Annotated in this window: 10 protein-coding genes and 2 rRNA genes; 3 read left to right on the top strand and 9 right to left on the bottom strand. The window is 59.6% G+C overall.

Translation table 11 applies throughout. The features are described 5' to 3' along the window. Positions 1 to 88: 88 nt before the first annotated feature. The 4 genes from ACZZ0Q_RS01935 to ACZZ0Q_RS01920 form a co-directional block, all read right to left on the bottom strand. Complete coding sequence (locus ACZZ0Q_RS01935) at positions 89 to 1,378, bottom strand: MFS family transporter (RefSeq protein ID WP_463540276.1); 1,290 nt, start codon at positions 1,376 to 1,378, stop codon at positions 89 to 91. Positions 1,379 to 1,553: 175 nt separating this feature from the next. Next, positions 1,554 to 2,759: a 3-oxoadipyl-CoA thiolase gene (gene pcaF, locus ACZZ0Q_RS01930; protein ID WP_463540277.1), complete on the bottom strand. Its 1,206-nt coding sequence runs from the start codon at positions 2,757 to 2,759 to the stop codon at positions 1,554 to 1,556. Then, entirely contained in the window at positions 2,756 to 3,538 is a 783-nt protein-coding gene (locus tag ACZZ0Q_RS01925) for a CoA-transferase subunit beta (protein ID WP_122493380.1), read from the bottom strand. The genes pcaF and ACZZ0Q_RS01925 overlap by 4 nt, the downstream gene beginning before the upstream one ends. Next, positions 3,538 to 4,401, bottom strand: a complete 864-nt coding sequence (locus tag ACZZ0Q_RS01920) for a CoA transferase subunit A (RefSeq protein WP_122493381.1) — start codon at positions 4,399 to 4,401, stop codon at positions 3,538 to 3,540. Before ACZZ0Q_RS01920 ends, ACZZ0Q_RS01925 begins: the two co-directional genes overlap by 1 nt. A gap of 261 nt (positions 4,402 to 4,662) precedes the next feature. On the opposite strand from ACZZ0Q_RS01920, the gene mksB reads away from it, so the two are divergent. From mksB to mksF, 3 genes are read left to right on the top strand one after another with little or no spacing between them, the layout of a single operon-like run. Continuing rightward, positions 4,663 to 5,904 carry an Mks condensin complex protein MksB gene (mksB, locus tag ACZZ0Q_RS01915; protein WP_463540278.1) on the top strand — a complete coding sequence of 414 codons (1,242 nt, stop codon included), beginning with the start codon at positions 4,663 to 4,665 and terminating at the stop codon, positions 5,902 to 5,904. A 33-nt stretch (positions 5,905 to 5,937) separates the two neighbouring features. Then, complete coding sequence (gene mksE, locus ACZZ0Q_RS01910) at positions 5,938 to 6,684, top strand: Mks condensin complex protein MksE (RefSeq protein WP_463540279.1); 747 nt, start codon at positions 5,938 to 5,940, stop codon at positions 6,682 to 6,684. Continuing rightward, positions 6,681 to 9,503 (top strand): Mks condensin complex protein MksF, encoded by a 2,823-nt coding sequence (gene mksF, locus ACZZ0Q_RS01905; RefSeq protein ID WP_463540280.1) that lies wholly within the window; start codon positions 6,681 to 6,683, stop codon positions 9,501 to 9,503. The genes mksE and mksF overlap by 4 nt, the downstream gene beginning before the upstream one ends. A 247-nt stretch (positions 9,504 to 9,750) precedes the next feature. Here mksF and ACZZ0Q_RS01900 read toward each other — a convergent pair whose 3' ends face one another. The 5 genes from ACZZ0Q_RS01900 to ACZZ0Q_RS01880 form a co-directional block, all read right to left on the bottom strand. After that, a complete protein-coding gene (locus tag ACZZ0Q_RS01900) occupies positions 9,751 to 12,051 on the bottom strand; it encodes a PqiB family protein (RefSeq protein ID WP_463540281.1) in 2,301 nt (766 codons plus the stop codon). Then, positions 12,044 to 12,670 carry a paraquat-inducible protein A gene (locus ACZZ0Q_RS01895; RefSeq protein ID WP_463540282.1) on the bottom strand — a complete coding sequence of 209 codons (627 nt, stop codon included), beginning with the start codon at positions 12,668 to 12,670 and terminating at the stop codon, positions 12,044 to 12,046. The genes ACZZ0Q_RS01900 and ACZZ0Q_RS01895 overlap by 8 nt, the downstream gene beginning before the upstream one ends. Beyond that, on the bottom strand, positions 12,657 to 13,316 hold the full coding sequence (locus ACZZ0Q_RS01890) for a paraquat-inducible protein A (RefSeq protein WP_463540283.1): 660 nt from the start codon (positions 13,314 to 13,316) through the stop codon (positions 12,657 to 12,659). The genes ACZZ0Q_RS01895 and ACZZ0Q_RS01890 overlap by 14 nt, the downstream gene beginning before the upstream one ends. 293 nt (positions 13,317 to 13,609) lie before the next feature. Then, positions 13,610 to 13,725, bottom strand: a 5S ribosomal RNA gene (gene rrf, locus ACZZ0Q_RS01885). Positions 13,726 to 13,871: 146 nt separating this feature from the next. Then, positions 13,872 to 16,761: ribosomal RNA gene (locus ACZZ0Q_RS01880) — 23S ribosomal RNA — on the bottom strand. Between the last annotated feature and the right edge of the window lie 123 nt (positions 16,762 to 16,884).

Below are 16,884 nucleotides of genomic sequence, written 5' to 3'. Positions count from 1 at the left end.
AACTGTGGCAGAGGCTTCAGCCTCGATGCTGTTGATTGAAAAGCATCGAGGCTAAAGCCTCTCCTACATAACAAGTGCCCAATCTTACCTAGTGATCGTGATGCAGATACGCCGCCTGCTTAGGCAACCGCAGGCTGAACAGGAAGGCCACGGCCATCATGGCGGTGACGTACCAGTAGAAAGTGTTTTCCATGCCGATGCTTTTCAGCCCCAGCGCCACGTATTCCGCCGAGCCGCCGAACATGGCATTCGCCACGGCATAGGCCAGGCCCACGCCCAGGGCGCGCACTTGCGGCGGGAACATTTCGGCTTTCACCAGGCCGCTGATCGAGGTGTAGAAACTGACGATGGCCAAGGCCAGGGTGATCAGCACAAACGCCAGGAACGGACTGCTGACGGTTTTCAGCGTGAGCAGAATCGGCACGGTGAACAGCGTGCCCAACGCGCCGAACCAGAGCATGGAAGTGCGCCGGCCAATCTTGTCGGAAAGCATGCCGAACAGCGGCTGCATGCACATGTACAGGAACAGCGCGCCGGTCATGATGTAGCTCGCGGTTTTCGCGTGCATGCCGGCGGTGTTCACCAGGTACTTCTGCATATAGGTGGTGAAGGTATAGAAAATCAGCGAGCCGCCAGCGGTGTAACCGAGCACGGTGATAAACGCGGCTTTGTGGTGCTTGAACAGCGCGGCCATGCTGCCGGCGTCTTTGTCGGCGCGCTGCTCGGCGGTGGTGGTTTCCTCAAGGCTGCGGCGCAGCAGCAGGGAAATCACCGCCGCCACGGCACCAACTACGAACGGAATACGCCAGCCCCAGGCACGCAGTTCTTCTTCAGTGAGCAACTGCTGAAGCACCACCACCAGCGACACCGCCAACAGTTGCCCGCCGATCAGGGTTACGTACTGGAACGAGGCGAAGAAGCCGCGCTGGCCGCGCAACGCCACTTCGCTCATGTAGGTGGCGGTGGTGCCGTATTCGCCGCCCACCGACAACCCCTGGAACAGCCGCGCCATCAAAAGCAACGCTGGCGCCCAGGCGCCGATGCTGGCGTAGGTCGGCAGAAAGGCGATGACCAGTGAACCGGCGCACATCATCAGCACCGAAATCATCATCGAGTTCTTGCGCCCGTGCTTGTCGGCAACCCGGCCAAACAGCCAGCCACCAATGGGCCGCATCAAAAACCCGGCCGCGAAAACGCCAGCCGTGTTGAGCAGTTGAACCGTGGGGTCGTCCGAGGGGAAAAACGCAGGGGCAAAGTAGATGGCGCAGAAGGCATAGACGTAGAAGTCGAACCATTCCACCAGGTTGCCCGAGGAGGCACCGACAATGGCGAAGATCCGTTTGCGACGTTCTTCGCCGGTGTAATGCATGGTGGTCATATCTTGTTACTCGTTTGGGTGTATGCGTGAGTCTAGACCCACGTAACAGCGCCCCGTTCAAACCTAAGCGCAGCGGTGATGGTGCGAAGGGCATCGCGGCTAAAGCGGAGCGCCGCCCGGCCGCTCCCACAGCTTACGAGTACCTGTGGGAGCGTAGCCGCGATGTTCTCAAGACCTAAACCGCTTCAACAGCAATCGCCAACCCCTGCCCCACGCCCACACACATGGTCGCCAGGCCCAGCTTGCCGCCGGTCTTCTGCAAATGATGCACCGCCGTCAGCACCAAGCGATTGCCGCTCATGCCCAGCGGGTGACCCAGGGCGATGGCGCCGCCGTTGGGGTTTACCTTGGCGCTGTCGTCGGCCAGGCCCAGCTCACGAACCACCGCCAGCCCTTGCGCGGCAAACGCTTCGTTGAGTTCGATAACGTCAAAAGCGTCGATGGACAGGTTCAGGCGTTCGAGCAATTTGCGCACGGCGGGAACCGGACCAATGCCCATCACCCGTGGTGCCACGCCCCCGCTGGCCATGCCCAGCACTTTGGCGCGCGGCGTAAGGCCGAATTTTTTCACGGCGTCGGCCGAGGCAAGAATCATCGCCGACGCGCCATCGTTGAGGCCCGAGGCGTTGCCAGCGGTCACGGTTTTATCCGCGCCGTTAACCGGTTTCAGTTTGGCCAGGGCTTCGGCCGAGGTGTCGGCACGTGGGTGTTCATCCACGCTGAACGTGGTGTCGCCCTTTTTGCCCTTGATGACCACCGGCACGATTTCCTCGGCGAAGAAGCCGGCCTCTTGTGCGGCGGCGGCGCGCTGCTGGCTGCGCAGGGCGAAGGCGTCCTGGTCGGCGCGGCTGACGTTGTAGTCTTCGGCGACGTTATCGCCGGTCACCGGCATCGGGTCGACGCCGTACTGCTCTTTCATCAGCGGGTTGATAAAGCGCCAGCCGAGGGTGGTGTCTTCCAGTTTCTGGCCACGGCCAAAGGCGCCGTCGGCCTTGCCCATCACATAGGGCGCGCGGGTCATCGACTCCACGCCGGCCGCGATGGCCAGTTCCATTTCACCCGTGGCGATGGCGCGAAACGCAGCGCCTACCGCTTCCATGCCCGAGGCACAGAGGCGGTTAAGCGTTACGCCCGGCACGCTTTGCGGCAGACCCGCCAACAACGCGGCCATGCGCGCGACGTTGCGGTTGTCCTCGCCCGATTGGTTGGCGCAGCCCATGAATACTTCGTCCACAGCATTCCAGTCGACCTGTGGATTACGCTCGATCAGCGACTTCAGCGGTATCGCCGCCAAGTCATCGGCACGCACCGGCGACAGGCCGCCGTTGAGGCGACCAATCGGTGTGCGCACGGCATCGCAAATAAAAACCTCGCGTGTCATTCCTCACCTCCAGCCTGGCCATGAGCGGCGGCGGTGCGCGCTTCGAGGGCGCGCAGGGCTTCCAGCTCATGGGCTTGCGGCGCTTGCGTTACGCCCACTTGGTCGGCGAAACGGATCGCCCAACCGGTGGCTTCGACCACCTGCTCGCGGGTCACGCCCGGGTGCAGCGAGGTGACGACAAATTCGTTGCTGCCGGCTTCCGGTTCCATGATGCACAGGTCGGTGATGATGCCGACCGGGCCTTTGCCCGGCAGGCCGAGGCGCTGGCGATGGTCGCCGCCTTCGCCGAAACCGACGGACGTCACGAAGGCCAGTTTGTCGACAAAGGTGCGGTGCGATTGCTTGAGAATGATCAGCACCGACTTGGCCGAGCCGGCAATTTCCGGCGCGCCACCGGCACCGGGCAGGCGCACTTTCGGCTTGTGGTAATCACCGATGACGGTGGTGTTGATGTTGCCGAACTTGTCCACTTGCGCGGCGCCGAGAAAGCCGACGTCAATGCGCCCGCCTTGCAGCCAGTAGCGGAAAATTTCGCCGGTGGGCACTACGGTGTCAGCGGTTTCGGCCAGCTCGCCGTCGCCAATCGACAACGGCAACACGGTGGGCTTGGCGCCGATGGGACCGGATTCGTAAATCAGAACCACGTCGGGCGATGAAGTCAGACGCGCCAGGTTGGCGGCTTTGGAGGGCAGACCGATGCCGACAAAACACACCGAGCCGTTTTTCAGGCGGCGGGCGGCGGCGACGGTCATCATTTCGTTGGTGCTGTAGTCGCTCATTATTTGGCCTCCGCGTGGTGCTTGCTGGCGAGCTTTTGCTGGAACGCGGCGAAGTCTTCGGTGCCTCGGATGTATTCGTCGATCCACGCGGTGAAGGCTTCGCGGTCGCGGGCGATGGGGTCCCAGGCTTGGTAGAAACGGTTGTCGCGCTCGTAGTAACCGTGGGCGTACGACGGGTGTGCGCCGCCCGGCACCAGGCACACGGCGGTCAGCGCCCAGGTCGGCAGCACGCAGGCGTTCATTGGCGCTTGCAGGTCGTCGACAATTTCTTCAACGGTGACGATGCAGCGCTTGGCCGCCAGCGCCGCCTCTTTCTGCACGCCGAGAATGCCCCACAGCAGCACGTTGCCTTTGCGGTCGGCTTTCTGCGCGTGGATCACGGTTACGTCCGGACGCACCGACGGCACGGCCGCCAGCACTTCGCCGGTGAACGGGCAGGTCACGGACTTGATCAGCGGGTTGACCTTGGGCAGGTCAGAGCCGGCGTAGGCGCGCAGCACCGCGAACGGCAAACCGGACGCGCCGGCCACGTAGGAGTTGGCCAGGTCGGCGTGGCTGTGTTCTTCAATTTCCAGGGCGTGCGGCCAGTCTTTTTCCACGGCGTCGCGCAGGCGATGCAGCGAACCCACGCCGGGGTTGCCGCCCCAGGAGAACACCAGGCGCTTGGCGCAGCCGGCGCCGATCAACAGGTCGTAGACCAAGTCGGGCGTCATGCGCACCAGGGTCAGGTCTTTCTTGCCCTGGCGAATCAATTCGTGGGACGCGGCAGTCGGAATCAGGTGGGTAAAACCTTCGAGGGCGACGGTGTCACCATCATGGACAAAGCGCTCGACCGCTTCGCGTAGAGACAGGAGTTCAGCCATGTTCGATCTCGTCTTGTTATCCGGGGCGCCTCGGAAAGGGGGTAGGCGCCGGGTGAGAAAACAGTACGCCGCGAGGGGTGGCGGAACAATCCGATAATCGACTATCCGTTCGATTATCGAACATTCGATTCGCCGTGGTTTCGCTCGAAAACCGTGGCCTGCCTTTGATCAGCCGAGAATGAAACGCACCGCTGTGCATGCAGTACAATCGCGACCTTTGCCCGGCGCCTGACTGCCTCAACCTGATTTGACTGAGCCCACATGATCGAGCCCAAGCGCGTACTGCGCGCCCTCGCTGAACACTGGACGTTACTCGAGCCGCTCTGCGAACGGTTCGACCAAGGCACCATGAGCCTGATCGAATTGCGCGCCCAACTGGCGGTGCAACTGGTGCAAAGCACCCCCGCCGACATCACCGGCCTGCTGGACACCTGGATCCGCCTGGACATTCTGGTGCCGGTGGCCAAGAGCCCGAACCGCTTCGAGCTCAACGCGCAAATTCACGACTTCCTCGCTTACCTGCGCCGCGAACACCGCCTGGGCCTGTGCCTGGAAATTGAAGCGTACCTGCGCCACCTCGAACGCCTGGCCGGCTACATTCAGGACGCCTTCGAGATTCGCGACGCCAACGACCTGGCCCGCCAGCTGCGCTTGCTCGACATGCGCGTACGCGACGTGTTGAAAAAGCTCGCCAACGATGAACAAGCGCTGGTCGGTGTGGCCGACCGCGCGAAGACCAGCGACCGGCAGATTCCGCTGCGTCAGCGCTATGCCGAAGTGCTGGCGACCTGGGACGAATACGTCGAGCCGATGATTCAACTGGTGAACGCCGACGGCGCGTTCGAGCAAGGCGTGCGCCGCGTTGAGCAAGTGCTGTTGCGGTTGCTGAGCGAACAGCATCGCCTTGGCCAACTGGTGGACGACGACCTGCTGCTGCGCACCCACGCGCGCATTCTGGAAATGCAAACCACCGCCCAGCTAACGCTGCGCCGCGCCCGCGAATTGCTGCTGCCGTTGCGCGAAGAAGCGCGCCGGCACAACGCCGTAACCCGTGGCGCCGCGCTGGCGTTGTCGGCTATTCGCCGTAAGGGGCTGGATGCCGTGCCGCAGGCGGCGCTGCCGTTGTTTACGCGGCCGCAGAGCACCTTTCTTGGCAGCACCAGTCAGGTGGAGTCCTACGTTTACGCCCTGGCCCGCTTCGAGCCCAAACCCACGCAGTTCCCCAAGGCCAGCGGTACGCGCAAAGGCGAAGCGCCAAAAGCGCCCCGCACCGCGCGGGAAATGCTGGAGCGCTGCCAGAGCGCCTTGCCGATGCCCGACCTGATGGTGTGGCTGCTGGAGCAGGAGCCCGAGGGCGCCACCGATGAATTGCTGTACTGGTTTTCGCGCTTGTCGCGCGACGGCCGTTTCCAGCGTGAGCGCCTGGAGCGCCGCGACTATTACACCGCCGAGCACCAGGTCAGCCTGTGCTCCTTTGCGTTGGTGGCCAGCACCCATGCTTGAGCCCGTCGCCACTCTTTTTGAAGACTATTGCGCATGAATATCGACCTGTCCGAACTCAGCCACCTGGCGCCGATTTTCCGCGAGCTGTTCAAGGGTTATCACGTCAGCCACCGCGACGCCGAGCTGTATAGCCAACTCTCCAACCAGCAGGACGCCTACCGCGCGTTGTTCCGCGCGCTGGGTTTCGAACTGGTGTGCGACACCCGCGGTTTCTACTATTTCGTGCCCGAGCAAATGGGCGCGCAAGTAAACAAAACCGCTCAGCGCCTGGCGCTGTTCACCTTCATTCTGGTGGAGCACCTGGCCGACCAGGGCCGTGACCCGCTGGCCGTGCTGGACGGCGGCAGCCTGGGCCGCGATGAGCTGCCACCGCTGCTGGAAAAATACCGCGATCTGTTTGTGCAGGCCGAGGTCACCACCCAGGAAGAGCTGGAAGAAAAGGTGATGCGCCGCATGACGCAGTTGGGTTTTGCCAACGAAGAAAACGGCGTGTACCGCTTCCTGCCGCCGATGCATCGCTTCCTCGACGTGTGCCTCTCGGTGCAACAAGACCGCGACCTGGCCGCCAGCCTGCACAGCGTGCTGCCATTGCCAACGCCGGCCCTGGTCGACGACGACAGCGGCGACGACATTCTGCTGATCGACGGCGAACAGGACGATGACATTCCGCCGCTGCCCGCCATCGTCGACGCGCCGGTAGCGGTTGAAGAAGAAAGCGAAGAACAAGCCCTGGCCCGCGCCTTGGCTGAAGAGCGTGCCAATCAGGAGATCGATGCATGAGCCAGGAACGCTACGGTATTCGCCGCTTTGCCCTGCTAAACACCGCCGGTTACAGCCTGGGCCTGTTCCCACTGGAACAACCGTTGTCGGTGTACGGCGCCAACAACCTGGGCAAGAGTGCCTCGATCAACGCCCTGCAATTTCCGATTCTGGCGCGCATGTCGGACATGAGCTTCGGCAAGTACAGCCTCGAAGCCTCGCGCAAGTTCTACTTCGCCAGCGACACCAGTTACATCCTCGTTGAAGTCGCCCTGCCCCACGGCCCGCACGTAATCGGCGTCGCCGGGCGCGGTCCGGGTGGCGGCTTCGGCCACCAGTTCTTCGCCTATGCCGGCGAGTTGCACCTTGAGCACTACCAGAAGAACGGCACTTGCCTGCGCCAGCGCGAGCTGTTTGCCAATCTGGAGCGCGAGAACATCAAGGCCTACGAACTGAAGCCGGAAGAACTTCGCCGGTTGCTGGTAGGCGGGCACACCTCGATTCCGCTGGACCTGACCCTGATTCCGCTGCGATCCACCAGCGAGCAGAGTTTGAAGACCTTCCGCGCGCTGTTTATCAACCTGCTGCACATGCGCGAAATCACCGCGGCCAAGCTCAAGCAATTGTTCCTCGATGCGTTCGAACACAGCCTGCGTTCGGGTAGCGTCGATTACATTGCCGCGTGCGAAGAAGCCTTCCGCGACGTGCGCCGCATGGAAGCCGATTACCAATCGCTGGTAGCGGCAGGGCCATTGGTCGAAGCGCTGAGCGCCGGCGTGGCGCAACGGGAAGTGCTGCGCGGAAAGCTGCACCGCATTTCGCCGTTGCTCGATTCGCTGCTCGGCACCTGGCAAGACTATGCCGGCGCCCGCCGCGAAGAGCTGGTGATTCAAGCCGAGCATTACCGTGGCGAGCAAGACGGCTTGCAACACGAACAGCGCGGCGGCACCCAGGAGCTGATGCGTCTGGAACGTGAGATCAGCGAGATTCAGCGCTGGCTCGGCGAGTTCGGCGTGCTGAAACATCGCTTCGCGCTGGTAGAAAACGCTCAGGTGCTGGAGCAGCAACTGCTCGCCGCCAAAGACGCCCACGACGAACTGGCCGGTGCGCTGGCGCAGTCGCGGCAGTTCTCCAGCGAAGACCTGGACGAGCGTCTGCGCGATCTGGAAAAACGCCTGAAGTCGGTGCGCCAACAACTGGAACACGCCGACAACAACAGCTACGCACGCTTACGTGAAGAATTCAGCCAACAAGACGTCGAGCGCCTGATGCGCCTGTTCAACGGTGCGCTGTTCAGCCTGCCGCTGGGCGAACAGGGCATTGGCCTGGACGAAGACGGCCAGTGGGTGAAGTCGCTGGAAGTGATCCTCGACGGCTTCAAGGCCGAGCGTTTTGAAGTGCCCGGCTTGAGTATCGACCTCAGCCATATCGAGCCGCCTGCGCTGCAAGCCTTGGCCGACCGCGCCGCGTTACGCGATCAGAAAGAGCGCCTGGAAAAAGAGCTGAAACAGCTCAAGACGCAACAGAGCGTGGCCTCCGACCGCGCCGCCAGCAAAGCCCAGGCCGAAACCCTGTACAACCAGGTGCTGGACGCGCAGAAGGCGCTGGAAGACTTCCGCCGCAGCCAGACCCTGGCCGTGGAAGAACCCGCCAAGCTTGAACAACTGGCCCAGGCCGAAGCCGCGCAGGACGACCTCAAGCGTGCCAGCGATGCGTTTACCGAACGCGTCCAGCAACTGTCGGCCAAGCTGCAATTGGTCGGCCGTCAGTTGGCCGACTTGGAAGCCAAAGAACGCACCCTGGAAGACGCCCTGCGTCGTCGCCAATTGCTGCCAGCCAACCTGCCCTTCGGCACGCCGTTTATGGAGCCGGTGGACGACTCGCTCGACAACCTGCTGCCGCTGCTTAACGACTATCAGGACGCGTGGCAGAGCCTGCAGCGCATCGACGGGCAGATTGAAGCGCTGTATGCGCAGATTCGCCTGAAGGGCGTGGCCAAGTTCGACAGCGAAGATGACGTGGAGCGGCGCCTGCACTTGCTGATCAACGCCTACGCGCACCGCCAGGATGAAGCGCTGACCCTGGCCAAAGCCCGTCGTGCAGCCGTCACCGATATCGCCCGCACCTTGCGCAACATCCGCAGCGACTACGACAACCTCGAACACCAGTTGGCCCTGTTCAACCGCGAAATCAACCGCCGTCAGGTATCCAACCTGGAAAGCTTCCGCATCGTGCTCGCGCCAAACAAAGACGCGCTCAAACACATCGACCAGATCATCCGCAGCGCCGGCCAATACGAAGAAGGCGAAACCCTGTCGGTGTTCGACCTCAACCAGTCGGCCGATCAGGACGTGCGCAACGAGGAAGCCAAGGAATACCTGGCACGCCTGGTCGCCGCTAACCACAACCAGCTAGGGCTCAAAGACCTGTTCGAGCTGGCGTTCGAAATCACCAAAGTCGGCGGCCAGCCGATCGTGCACACCGACATCGACGGCGCCGCCTCGAACGGCACGACCATGACTATCAAAGCGCTGACCAACATGTACCTGCTGCTGCACCTGATGGACCGCGAGCAAGCCGGCAAAGTGCGCCTGCCGTACTACCTCGACGAAGCCGCCGACATCGACGAACGCAACCAGCAAGCCCTGATCGAAACCAGCCTTCAGCTGGGCTTCGTGCCGATTCTGGCCAGCGTAAAACCGCAAGTGTGTGCACACGTAGCCATCGACCTTGAAGGCGGCAGCGGGCCGAACGGGATTTACATTGATGAAGCGGACTGGAAATACATCCGCCGGCATGAGCCGGTGGTGAAGGTAGAACCGGTGGTTGAGCCGGCTTGATAGTGGGAAGTGTGGTTGGCTTGAGGGCCAATCGCGGCTAAAGCCGCTCCTACAGGATGTGGTTTGTTTTTGACCCAAAAAAAAGGGCCGCTAAGCGGCCCTTTCCAATTTCAAACCCAACACAAATCGAGATCGCGCGAGCTAGAGCAGTACAAGGCGAAAACGGCTTTTGAAGCGCAGTGGGCTGTAGCCCATGAGCATTCAAAAACCGTTTTCAACGCAGTAATGCCGACGCGCAGCCGATCGCTCACTTACCCAAAGAAATTTTGGGGGCCCATTTTAGCCACTCGTCATTCGCCTCTTCATTGAGCACAAACGTCTGCTCCGCCTTCGCCGGCGCGCCCATCTGATCGCCTTCGGGCGTCGCGAACGCAATGCCGCCTTGCAGCAACGACTCGACCGATTCGGTGCGCACCTTGGCGCCTTTGAACAAGCCCCAATCCACCGAGAACCCGCTGACACTCCAGAAGCGGCTGCCGCCGCGAACCAGGGCGGCATAACGGGGTTCGATCAGCACGCGGATCAGCACGCGGTCGGCGGTGGCACCCAGTTCGATGCCGGTAACTTTGCCCACCTGAACTTCCCGGTAGGTGACGGGCACATCGGCTTTGATCGAGCCACGACGCGGCGCGCTCAGGGTCAGTTTCAAGCCGCTTTCCTGGGTCGCCAGCACCGGCGGCTCGTTCAGCGCGACGAAGTTGGTCTGCGCTGCAGTCGCTTTGGAGGCTGGCTGCACTTGCAGGTATTGGCCGCTGACCAGGGTGTCGAGGTTAGCGGTGCGGATCAGGCCGAGTTCGGGTTTGACGACCCAGAACTGCGAACCGACGCGAGCGATTTTGTCGGCGCTTTCGGTGATCCGGGCGGTTAACTGAACTGCCTGCAGGTCATCGGTGAGGGCCACGGTTTCGACTTTGCCCAGATCGATGCCTTTATAGCGAATCGGGGTGCCGGGTTTCAGGCCGTCGCCCGAGTCGACGCGGATGTTGATGACGGTGCCTTTTTGCAGCGCGTTTTCGCGGTCGGGGTGCAGGGTGAAGCGCTGTACCCGTTTGGTCGGCGCGGCTTTGGGGTCTGGCGTTTCAAAGCTGATACCGCCGGCGAGCAGGGTTTGCAGGGATTCGCTTTTTACTGTGACGCCAGAGAGGCCACCGCTCAGGGTAATGCCGCTGGCGTTCCAGAAGCGGGTGGAGTTGTTCACCAGATTGGCGTACTCGGGTTCGATGTGGACGCCAATGGCGACGCGCTTGCGGTCGCGCGCCAGTTGATAGCTTTGCACGGTGCCGACTTTGATTTGTTTGTAGAGCACCGGGCTGCCGACTTCGAGCGAGCCGAGCACGTCGCTGTAGAGCACCAGGTGCAGGCCGGGGGCGCTGAGGTCGAGCGGCGGCGCTTTGGCCCGGGCGACGAAGTCACGGGCGGGCGCGTTGCCTTTTTCGCCCGGGCGCACGGCGATGTAGTTGCCCTTGACCAAGGCTTCAATGCCGGTGATACCGGCCAGCGAGATAACCGGTTTGACCACCCAGAATTCGGTGCCTTCGACGAGGTAATCCTCGCTGCGTGGGTCGAGGGCAAGTTCTGCTGAAGCGGTGGCGAGGTCGTCGTTTATCTTCAGGGTTTTCAGCGTGCCGACTTGGATGCCTTTGTACATAACCGGCGTGCGACCGGATTGCAGGCCTTCGAAGTCGCTGAGTTTCACATTGACCTTGATGCCGACCTGGGCGGCGTCGAAATCTTCGTACAGGCGGAACGGAAGGCTCGGGTCGGTGGGCGGGCTGTCTTTACGGTGTTCCGGCGTGGCGAACGCGATACCGCCGGCGACGATGCTGGCTAACGATTCGGTGCGCAGCTTGAAGCCGCCCAGGTCGGCGTTCACCGTCACGCCACTGGCGTTCCAGAAGCGCGTGTGTTTGCGCACAAGCGAGGCGTATTGCGGCTGGATGAACACCTTTACTTCGACGGTGCTCTGGTCGGCGGAAAGGCTGTAGCTCTTCACCACGCCGACCTGAATTTGCTTGTAGAACACCGGGCTGTCGCGATTGAGCGAACCCAGGCGCTCGGCTTTCAGGGTCAGGTGCAGACCGGCCACGGAGTCGGCGATGGGCGGCACTTCGTTCAGCGCCGTAAATTTGCGCTCGGGCTCGCCGTCGCCTGGCGCTGCCGTGATGTAGTTGCCTGACACCAAGGTTTCCAGCCCGGTGACGCCGGCCAGACTCACGCTCGGCTTTACCAACCAGAAGCGCGTGTTAGTGCGCAAAAACGGCTCTACGTCTTTGTCCATTTCGACTGTGGCAATAACGCCACGGCGGGCGCCGGTGTCGTCCAAGGTCAGGGTCTTCACCTTGCCGACTGGCATGCCTTTGTAGATGACCTCGGTTTTGCCGGCCTGAATGCCATCGCCGGACGCGAAGATGATCTGAATGTCGATGCCAGCCTGGTCGTAAGCGCGCCACCCAAGCCAGCCGCCAATCACCAGAGCGATCAGGGGCAGCACCCAAATGGCAGACCAGTTGGAGGCCGGGCGGATTTTGGCTTTGGGCAGATCATTCATCGTCATTGTCATCCGTTTCCGTGTTGTCCCAGAGCAAGCGCGGGTCGAAGGTGTGAGCGGCCAGCATGGTCAGAATTACCACGCTGGCAAAAGCGGCGGCGCCGTAACCGGGCTCGATACTGGCCAGGCTGCCGAAGTTAACCAGGGCCACCAGAATGGCGATGACGAACACATCGAGCATCGACCATCGGCCTATCCATTCAATAAAGCGGTACATCACGATGCGCTGGCGCGGCGACATGGGCAGGCGGCGCTGCACCGAGTAGAGCAGCAAGCCGATGCCCACCAGCTTGAAGGTGGGCACCAGAATACTGGCGATAAACACCACGGCGGCGATGGGAATCATGCCGTACTGCACCAGAGAAATAACGCCGGACATGATGGTGTCGGGCTCGCCTCTGCCGAGGGTGCTGACGGTCATGATGGGCAGAAGATTAGCCGGGATGTACAAGATCGCCGATGTCACCAACAGCGCCCAGGTGCGCTTCAGGCTATTGGGATTGCGCGCGTGAACGCTGGCACCGCAGCGGGTGCAGAATTGGGAGTCGGTGTCGGGGTCTTCTTTATTGAGCTGGTGGCATTCGTGGCATACCAGAATGCCCGCATCAATGGCTCGCATGGTCGCTCTCCCCGGACAGCGCTTCCCAGATTTGATGGGGCGTCATGGTGACTTCAAGCCAGACTTGGATCAGCAACAGGGCGACGAAACAGGCAAGGCCAAACCCTAGCGTGACATCCGCCAGGCCGATGAGTTTGACGATGGAAACGAGGGTGCCCATCAAGTACACCTCGAGCATGCCCCATTCGCGCATATGGTGATAAATGCGGTAGAGCAGCAGGCCGTAGCTGCGGCCAAATTTCATCTGGATGGAGAGCAGGACCAGAAATTGGCATACCAGCTTGAGCAGTGGCACCGCCATGCTGCAGAGGAATACCACTACGGCAATGCCTTGCATGCCGGAGTTGTAGAGCGCGAGTACGCCGCTCCAGACAGTGTCGACGCTGCGCTGACCGAGCAAGCTGAGTTCCATGATGGGCAGGAAGTTAGCGGGGAAATACAGCAGTAACGCTGCGATCACCAAGGCCATGCTGCGCTTCACCACTTTAGGGCGGCTCATGTACAGCTCAAAGCCGCAGCGCGGACAGTGCGCGCTGTCGCCGACGTGGAGCTCGGGCTTGAGCATCAGCAAATCGCATTCATGGCAGGCGATTAACGCCTCCAATGGCATCTCGGACAACTCGCGAGCATCTGCAACATCAGACATGAAAGAGCTCTAGTGAACGTGCCAAACAATGGGATAGGAACGATTACGAACGGTTGCTGGCAATCGTAGACGCAATAGGGTGAACGCGGCGACCGTTGCGTTGTGTCTTGGACCGACAGGGTGGCAGAACTGCTGAGTTCTGCGCAGTTGGGGCCGAGGGCACAAGTGGCACTATTCCTCATTTCCTTACTGGAAACGAGGCGCCTATCGAAACCTCTGCCCTCGCCTAACTTTTCTTCGACGCAAAAACAAACCCCCTACCCGTTTTCACGAGTAGGGGGTTTGGAATTTAAGCTTGACGATGACCTACTCTCACATGGGGAGACCCCACACTACCATCGGCGATGCGTCGTTTCACTACTGAGTTCGGGATGGGATCAGGTGGTTCCAACGCTCTATGGTCGTCAAGCAATTCGGGTGGAGCGTCGCGTTAGCGCAGCTCCAAATTGGGTATGTGATTGGGTGTTACAGGTATTTGTGTGTTTGCCGAATTTTCGGTTTGTATCGTCTTCACACCGTCAATTTGCGTTTTTAAGCAAATTGCTTGGGTGTTATATGGTCAAGCCTCACGGGCAATTAGTATGGGTTAGCTCAACGCCTCACAACGCTTACACACCCCACCTATCAACGTCGTAGTCTTCGACGGCCCTTTAGGGGATTCAAGATCCCAGTGAGATCTCATCTTGAGGCTAGTTTCCCGCTTAGATGCTTTCAGCGGTTATCTATTCCGAACATAGCTACCCGGCGATGCCACTGGCGTGACAACCGGAACACCAGAGGTTCGTCCACTCCGGTCCTCTCGTACTAGGAGCAGCCCCTCTCAAATCTCAAACGTCCACGGCAGATAGGGACCGAACTGTCTCACGACGTTCTAAACCCAGCTCGCGTACCACTTTAAATGGCGAACAGCCATACCCTTGGGACCGGCTTCAGCCCCAGGATGTGATGAGCCGACATCGAGGTGCCAAACACCGCCGTCGATATGAACTCTTGGGCGGTATCAGCCTGTTATCCCCGGAGTACCTTTTATCCGTTGAGCGATGGCCCTTCCATACAGAACCACCGGATCACTAAGACCTACTTTCGTACCTGCTCGACGTGTCTGTCTCGCAGTCAAGCGCGCTTTTGCCTTTATACTCTACGACCGATTTCCGACCGGTCTGAGCGCACCTTCGTACTCCTCCGTTACTCTTTAGGAGGAGACCGCCCCAGTCAAACTACCCACCATACACTGTCCTCGATCCGGATAACGGACCAGAGTTAGAACCTCAAAGTTGCCAGGGTGGTATTTCAAGATTGGCTCCACGCGAACTGGCGTCCACGCTTCAAAGCCTCCCACCTATCCTACACAAGCAAATTCAAAGTCCAGTGCAAAGCTATAGTAAAGGTTCACGGGGTCTTTCCGTCTAGCCGCGGATACACTGCATCTTCACAGCGATTTCAATTTCACTGAGTCTCGGGTGGAGACAGCGCCGCCATCGTTACGCCATTCGTGCAGGTCGGAACTTACCCGACAAGGAATTTCGCTACCTTAGGACCGTTATAGTTACGGCCGCCGTTTACCGGGGCTTCGATCAAGAGCTTCGCGTTAGCTAACCCCATCAATTAACCTTCCGGCACCGGGCAGGCGTCACACCCTATACGTCCACTTTCGTGTTTGCAGAGTGCTGTGTTTTTAATAAACAGTCGCAGCGGCCTGGTATCTTCGACCGGCATGAGCTTACGCAGTAAATGCTTCACCCTCACCGGCGCACCTTCTCCCGAAGTTACGGTGCCATTTTGCCTAGTTCCTTCACCCGAGTTCTCTCAAGCGCCTTGGTATTCTCTACCCAACCACCTGTGTCGGTTTGGGGTACGGTTCCTAGTTATCTGAAGCTTAGAGGCTTTTCTTGGAAGCATGGCATCAACCACTTCGCGCTCTAATGAGCACTCGTCATCAGTTCTCAGCCTTAACCGCCCGGATTTACCTAAGCAGTCAGCCTACAACCTTAAACTTGGACAACCAACGCCAAGCTGGCCTAGCCTTCTCCGTCCCCCCATCGCAATAACTAGAAGTACAGGAATATTAACCTGTTTTCCATCGACTACGCTTTTCAGCCTCGCCTTAGGGACCGACTAACCCTGCGTCGATTAACGTTGCGCAGGAAACCTTGGTCTTTCGGCGTGGGTGTTTTTCACACCCATTGTCGTTACTCATGTCAGCATTCGCACTTCTGATACCTCCAGCAAGCTTCTCAACTCACCTTCACAGGCTTACAGAACGCTCCTCTACCGCATCACCTAAGTGATACCCGTAGCTTCGGTGCATGGTTTGAGCCCCGTTACATCTTCCGCGCAGGCCGACTCGACTAGTGAGCTATTACGCTTTCTTTAAAGGGTGGCTGCTTCTAAGCCAACCTCCTAGCTGTCTAAGCCTTCCCACATCGTTTCCCACTTAACCATGACTTTGGGACCTTAGCTGACGGTCTGGGTTGTTTCCCTTTTCACGACGGACGTTAGCACCCGCCGTGTGTCTCCCGTGCTCGCACTTGCTGGTATTCGGAGTTTGCATCGGTTTGGTAAGTCGGGATGACCCCCTAGCCGAAACAGTGCTCTACCCCCAGCAGTGATACACGAGGCGCTACCTAAATAGCTTTCGAGGAGAACCAGCTATCTCCGAGCTTGATTAGCCTTTCACTCCGATCCACAGGTCATCCGCTAACTTTTCAACGGTAGTCGGTTCGGTCCTCCAGTTAGTGTTACCCAACCTTCAACCTGCCCATGGATAGATCGCCCGGTTTCGGGTCTATACCCAGCGACTAAACGCCCTATTAAGACTCGCTTTCGCTACGCCTCCCCTATTCGGTTAAGCTCGCCACTGAATATAAGTCGCTGACCCATTATACAAAAGGTACGCAGTCACCCAACAAAGTGGGCTCCCACTGCTTGTACGCATACGGTTTCAGGATCTATTTCACTCCCCTCTCCGGGGTTCTTTTCGCCTTTCCCTCACGGTACTAGTTCACTATCGGTCAGTCAGTAGTATTTAGCCTTGGAGGATGGTCCCCCCATATTCAGACAAAGTTTCTCGTGCTCCGTCCTACTCGATTTCATTGATAAGAGATTTTCGCGTACAGGGCTATCACCCACTATGGCCGCACTTTCCAGAGCGTTCCGCTAATCTCAAATCAACTTAAGGGCTAGTCCCCGTTCGCTCGCCACTACTAAGGGAATCTCGGTTGATTTCTTTTCCTCAGGGTACTTAGATGTTTCAGTTCCCCTGGTTCGCTTCTTACACCTATGTATTCAGTGCAAGATACTTAACTTATGTTAAGTGGGTTCCCCCATTCAGACATCTCCGGATCAAAGTCTGTTTGCCGACTCCCCGAAGCTTTTCGCAGGCTACCACGTCTTTCATCGCCTCTGACTGCCAAGGCATCCACCGTATGCGCTTCTTCACTTGACCATATAACCCCAAGCAATCTGGTTATACTATGAAGACGACATTCGCCGAAAATTCGAAATACTCTTGATCTCTCAAGAGAACTCACAAATTTTACCTTAGCCTGAATAAACACCAGTGAAAGTG

This window comes from Pseudomonas sp. AC070 (assembly GCF_979258635.1).
This window is presented reverse-complemented; position numbering and strand designations above follow the sequence as displayed.

Coding starts and splice junctions, on each gene's coding strand:
- ACZZ0Q_RS01900 (WP_463540281.1), bottom strand. CDS start 12,051: ATGAATGATCTGCCCAAAGCCAAAATCCGCCCGGCCTCCAACTGGTCT.
- mksE (WP_463540279.1), top strand. CDS start 5,938: ATGAATATCGACCTGTCCGAACTCAGCCACCTGGCGCCGATTTTCCGC.
- ACZZ0Q_RS01890 (WP_463540283.1), bottom strand. CDS start 13,316: ATGTCTGATGTTGCAGATGCTCGCGAGTTGTCCGAGATGCCATTGGAG.
- mksB (WP_463540278.1), top strand. CDS start 4,663: ATGATCGAGCCCAAGCGCGTACTGCGCGCCCTCGCTGAACACTGGACG.
- pcaF (WP_463540277.1), bottom strand. CDS start 2,759: ATGACACGCGAGGTTTTTATTTGCGATGCCGTGCGCACACCGATTGGT.
- ACZZ0Q_RS01925 (WP_122493380.1), bottom strand. CDS start 3,538: ATGAGCGACTACAGCACCAACGAAATGATGACCGTCGCCGCCGCCCGC.
- mksF (WP_463540280.1), top strand. CDS start 6,681: ATGAGCCAGGAACGCTACGGTATTCGCCGCTTTGCCCTGCTAAACACC.
- ACZZ0Q_RS01920 (WP_122493381.1), bottom strand. CDS start 4,401: ATGGCTGAACTCCTGTCTCTACGCGAAGCGGTCGAGCGCTTTGTCCAT.
- ACZZ0Q_RS01895 (WP_463540282.1), bottom strand. CDS start 12,670: ATGCGAGCCATTGATGCGGGCATTCTGGTATGCCACGAATGCCACCAG.
- ACZZ0Q_RS01935 (WP_463540276.1), bottom strand. CDS start 1,378: ATGACCACCATGCATTACACCGGCGAAGAACGTCGCAAACGGATCTTC.